The organism is Oscillibacter valericigenes (assembly GCF_021531435.1).
Lineage (GTDB): Bacteria > Bacillota > Clostridia > Oscillospirales > Oscillospiraceae > Oscillibacter > Oscillibacter valericigenes_B.
Map to the genome: position 1 here is coordinate 1 of NZ_JAFBIS010000051.1, position 5,439 is coordinate 5,439.

Here is a 5,439-nt window from a genome sequence, read left to right on the forward strand (position 1 = left end):
GTGTTGGCGCTACCTATTTTCCCGGGCCGTTGCCAGCCAAGTATTGTCGGCAGAGACGAGCTTAACTACCGTGTTCGGAATGGGAACGGGTGGACCCTCGCCCTAATCAGCACCAACTATTCATTCGGTTGCCCGAAGAACTTGCTTCATTATAATGTTTTTCGCACACTCTGTCAACAGAAAGTTTGGTGACCCGTACCGGATTCGAACCGATGTTAACGGCGTGAGAGGCCGCTGTCTTAACCACTTGACCAACGGGCCATGGTGCACCTTCACGGACTCGAACCGGGGACCCACTGATTAAGAGTCAGTTGCTCTACCAACTGAGCTAAAGGTGCATACTTTCTTTTGAAAAAGAAGCAGCAAAGAAAACTTTATCTAAAGTTCTCTTTCCTCTACTCTCTCTTTCAGAGTGTGCATTCGATGCACCCTCAAAACCGAACAATGTAACTCACAAGCTTTCAGGCCGCCTGCTAATTCGTAGGTCAAGCCCTCGGGCTATTAGTACCGGTCAGCTGCACACATTACTGCGCTTCCACCTCCGGCCTATCAACCAGGTAGTCTTCCTGGGCCCTTACCTCATGAAGAGTGAGAGATCTCATCTTAGGGGGAGTTTCACGCTTAGATGCTTTCAGCGTTTATCTCGTCCGTACTTAGCTACCCAGCTGTGCCCTTGGCAGAACAACTGGTGCACCAGAGGTACGTCCATCCCGGTCCTCTCGTACTAAGGACAGCTCCCTTCAAATCTCTTACGCCCGCAACAGATAGGGACCGAACTGTCTCACGACGTTCTGAACCCAGCTCGCGTGCCACTTTAATCGGCGAACAGCCGAACCCTTGGGACCGAATTCAGCCCCAGGATGTGACGAGCCGACATCGAGGTGCCAAACCTCCCCGTCGCTGTGGACGCTTGGGGGAGATCAGCCTGTTATCCCCAGGGTAGCTTTTATCCGTTGAGCGATGGCATTTCCACTCACATACCACCGGATCACTAACTCCAACTTTCGTTACTGCTCGACCCGTCGGTCTCGCAGTTAGGCTGGCTTATACGTTTACACTCACTGCACGATTTCCGTCCGTGCTGAGCCAACCTTTGAGCGCCTCCGTTACTCTTTTGGAGGCGACCGCCCCAGTCAAACTGCCCGCCTAACAGTGTCCCCCGACCGGATTCACGGCCGCAGGTTAGAAATCCAGCAGTCCAAGAGTGGTATCCCACCGGCGACTCCACCGAACCTGACGGCCCGGCTTCCAAGTCTCCCACCTATCCTGTACATGAACTACCGAATTCCAGTATTAAGCTGCAGTAAAGCTCCATGGGGTCTTTCCGTCTAGTTGCGGGTAACTGGCATCTTCACCAGTACTACAATTTCGCCGGGCGGGCTGTTGAGACAGTGCCCAAATCATTACGCCTTTCGTGCGGGTCAGAACTTACCTGACAAGGAATTTCGCTACCTTAGGACCGTTATAGTTACGGCCGCCGTTTACCGGGGCTTCAATTCAATGCTTCGCTTGCGCTGACATCTCCTCTTAACCTTCCGGCACCGGGCAGGCGTCAGCCCATATACGTCATCTTTCGATTTAGCATAGACCTGTGTTTTTGGTAAACAGTTGCTTGGGCCTATTCTCTGCGGCCTCTTTCGAGGCTCCCCTTCTTCCGAAGTTACGGGGTCAACTTGCCGAGTTCCTTAACAACCCTTCTCCCGTTGGCCTTAGGATTCTCTCCTCATCTACCTGTGTCGGTTTGCGGTACGGGCACCTTAGCATACACCAGAGCTTTTCTCGCCTCAGGACATCGCCGACTTCGCTACTATAATTTCGCTCCCTTTCGCCCCGGTCAACCAACGCCGGGGTTCGGCTATTCCCAAGTGTCCTTCTGGTTTAAGTTTCGGTGGTTACGGAATTTCTACCGTATGTGCATCGACTACGCCTTTCGGCCTCGCCTTAGCTCCCGACTTACCTTGGGCGGACGAACCTTCCCCAAGAAACCTTAGATTTTCGGCCATTATGATTCCCACATAATTCTCGCTACTCATTCCGGCATTCTCACTTCTGTACAGTCCACCGCTGCTTCCGCTGCGACTTCACCCCGTACAGAACGCTCCCCTACCACTGTCCAAAGACAATCCTAAGCTTCGGTTCCATGCTTAGCCCCGTTATATTTTCCGCGCAGAGTCACTCGACCAGTGAGCTATTACGCACTCTTTTAATGAATGGCTGCTTCTGAGCCAACATCCTGGTTGTTTTCGCAATTCCACATCGTTTTCCACTTAGCATGAATTAGGGACCTTAGCTGTAGGTCTGGGCTGTTTCCCTTTTGACAATGAAACTTATCTCACACTGTCTGACTGCTATGCATCAATTATCCGGCATTCAGAGTTTGATAGGCGTCGGTAACTTTATCAGCCCCTAAACCATTCAGTGCTTTACCTCCGGTAATCTAACATAACGCTAGCCCTAAAGCTATTTCGGGGAGAACCAGCTATCTCCGAGTTCGATTGGAATTTCACCGCTACCCACAAGTCATCCGCCACCATTGCAACGGGGGTCGGTTCGGTCCTCCATGGGGTTTCACCCCCACTTCAACCTGCTCATGGGTAGGTCACCCGGTTTCGGGTCTATGGCAACGAACTTCATACGCCCTATTCAGACTCGCTCTCGCTGCGCCTCCGGTACTGAATACCTTAAGCTTGCTCGTTACTATAACTCGCCGGACCGTTCTACAAAAAGTACGTCATCACACGTTAACGTGCTTTGACTGCTTGTAAGCACAAGGTTTCAGGTTCTCTTTCACTCCCCTCCCGGGGTCCTTTTCACCTTTCCCTCACGGTACTGCTCCTCTATCGGTCATCAGGTAGTATTTAGGCTTGGAGGGTGGTCCCCCCTGTTTCCCACCGGGTTTCACGTGTCCAGCGGTACTCTGGATCCAGTCTCACAGTCTTCTCTTTCGCCTACGGGACTCTCACCCTCTGTGGTGGGCCTTCCCAGACCCTTCGGCTAGATAACCTCTGCTAAATGACTGTCCGCAACCCCGGAGAATAAATCCTCCGGTTTGGCCTCCTCCGCGTTCGCTCGCCACTACTTGCGGAATCTCGGTTGATGTCTTTTCCTCGCCCTACTTAGATGTTTCAGTTCAGGCGGTTCCCCGCGTACGCCTATTTGATTCAACGCACGCTACATGGATATTGTCCATGTGGGTTGCCCCATTCGGAAATCTCCGGATCAATGGATATTTGCTCCTCCCCGAAGCTTATCGCAGCTTGTCACGTCCTTCATCGGCTCCTGATGCCAAGGCATTCCCCTTGCGCTCTTTATAGCTTGACCAATCGAAAACAGTTTTAACTGTTCTCGTTGTGAATTATGCAGGCTTTCACAAAGATCAAAATTGTAATCGTTACCCTAACATCTTTCCAGATGTTGTTCCACAATTAAAATTTGCTTTCCATACCATTTAGTATGGAAACCTCTCTGTTGCCTTACTTCACTTTGTTTGTCACATTGTTCAGTTTTCAAGGTGCATCGCTCCAGCTTCTTTTGAAGCCAGATTGAAACATTCAAGTTTTCTTAAATGCTTCAATCCAATTTCAATTCTGGTGGAGATTAGCGGGATCGAACCGCTGACCTCCTGCTTGCAAGGCAGGCGCTCTCCCAGCTGAGCTAAACCCCCGTTAATCTATGTCAACCCGTCTCCAGGTTTCTTTTGTTGGTGGGCCCGAGTGGGCTCGAACCACCGACCTTGCGATTATCAGTCGCACGCTCTAGCCAGCTGAGCTACGGGCCCGTACCACCGAGGTGTGTACCCTCTAAATTAAACAACGTAACTACTCCAACCGCACCCTACGACTGACCAGGATGTTACAGTGAAGTGTTTCATTCACTGAGGTCTCCTTAGAAAGGAGGTGATCCAGCCGCACCTTCCGATACGGCTACCTTGTTACGACTTCACCCCAATTATCGAACCCACCTTCGACCGCGCTCTCCTTGCGGTTAAGCTACGGGCTTCGGGTGTTCCCGACTCTCATGGTGTGACGGGCGGTGTGTACAAGGCCCGGGAACGTATTCACCGCGGCATGCTGATCCGCGATTACTAGCGATTCCGACTTCACGCAGGCGGGTTGCAGCCTGCGATCCGAACTGGGACGGCTTTTTGGGGTTCGCTCTGCCTCGCGGCTTTGCATCCCTTTGTTGACCGCCATTGTATTACGTGTGTAGCCCAGGACATAAGGGGCATGATGATTTGACGTCGTCCCCACCTTCCTCCGTTTTGTCAACGGCAGTCTCGCTAGAGTGCTCTTGCGTAGCAACTAACAATAGGGGTTGCGCTCGTTGCGGGACTTAACCCAACATCTCACGACACGAGCTGACGACAACCATGCACCACCTGTCTCTACTTTCCCCGAAGGGCACCTAATGTATCTCTACTTCGTTAGTAGGATGTCAAGCCCTGGTAAGGTTCTTCGCGTTGCTTCGAATTAAACCACATAATCCACCGCTTGTGCGGGCCCCCGTCAATTCCTTTGAGTTTCAACCTTGCGATCGTACTCCCCAGGTGCAATACTTATTGTGTTAACTGCGGCACGCAGGGGGTCAGTCCCCGCACACCTAGTATTGATCGTTTACAGCGTGGACTACCAGGGTATCTAATCCTGTTTGCTCCCCACGCTTTCGCGCCTCACCGTCAGTTGTCGTCCAGTAATCCGCCTTCGCCACTGGTGTTCTTCCTAATATCTACGCATTTCACCGCTACACTAGGAATTCCGATTACCTCTCCGATACTCAAGACCCTCAGTTTCAAATGCAGTTCGCGGGTTAAGCCCGCGGATTTCACATCTGACTTAAAGGCCCGGCTACACGCCCTTTACACCCAGTAAATCCGGACAACGCTTGCCACCTACGTATTACCGCGGCTGCTGGCACGTAGTTAGCCGTGGCTTATTCAAGGGGTACCGTCTTCTTCTCTTCCCCCTTAAAAGAAGTTTACAACCCGAAAGCCTTCTTCCTTCACGCGGCGTTGCTGGGTCAGACTTGCGTCCATTGCCCAATATTCCCCACTGCTGCCTCCCGTAGGAGTCTGGGCCGTATCTCAGTCCCAATGTGGCCGGTCAACCTCTCAGTCCGGCTACTGATCGTCGACTTGGTGGGCCGTTACCCCGCCAACTATCTAATCAGACGCGAGGCCATCTTTCAGCGATAAAATCTTTGACATCCGGGCGATGCCGCCCAAATGTGTCATGCGGTATTAGCAGTCGTTTCCAACTGTTGTCCCCCTCTGAAAGGCAGGTTCCTCACGCGTTACTCACCAGTCCGCCACTAAGCAACTTTATCCATTGACCGAAGTCTCTATCAAAAGCGCTCCGTTCGACTTGCATGTGTTAAGCACGCCGCCAGCGTTCGTCCTGAGCCAGGATCAAACTCTCTATAAAATGGTATCTAAACAGCTTT

The 5,439-nt window shown here is 51.9% G+C and carries 4 tRNA genes and 3 rRNA genes; all 7 read right to left on the minus strand.

Annotated features, from left to right (window positions below):
* Position 1: 1 nt before the first annotated feature.
* Positions 2-117, minus strand: a 5S ribosomal RNA gene (gene rrf / locus JQM68_RS13380).
* 69 nt (positions 118-186) lie between these two features.
* A tRNA-Glu gene (locus tag JQM68_RS13385) sits at positions 187-261 on the minus strand.
* Between the two features lies 1 nt (position 262).
* Positions 263-338, minus strand: a tRNA-Lys gene (locus JQM68_RS13390).
* Between the two features lie 143 nt (positions 339-481).
* A 23S ribosomal RNA gene (locus tag JQM68_RS13395) occupies positions 482-3,321 on the minus strand.
* 267 nt (positions 3,322-3,588) lie between these two features.
* Positions 3,589-3,664, minus strand: a tRNA-Ala gene (locus JQM68_RS13400).
* A 37-nt stretch (positions 3,665-3,701) separates the two neighbouring features.
* Positions 3,702-3,778 (minus strand) — tRNA-Ile (locus JQM68_RS13405).
* Positions 3,779-3,889: 111 nt separating this feature from the next.
* A 16S ribosomal RNA gene (locus JQM68_RS13410) occupies positions 3,890-5,420 on the minus strand.
* Together the 16S, 23S and 5S rRNA genes with 4 tRNA genes alongside form the textbook arrangement of a ribosomal RNA operon.
* Positions 5,421-5,439: the final 19 nt, after the last annotated feature.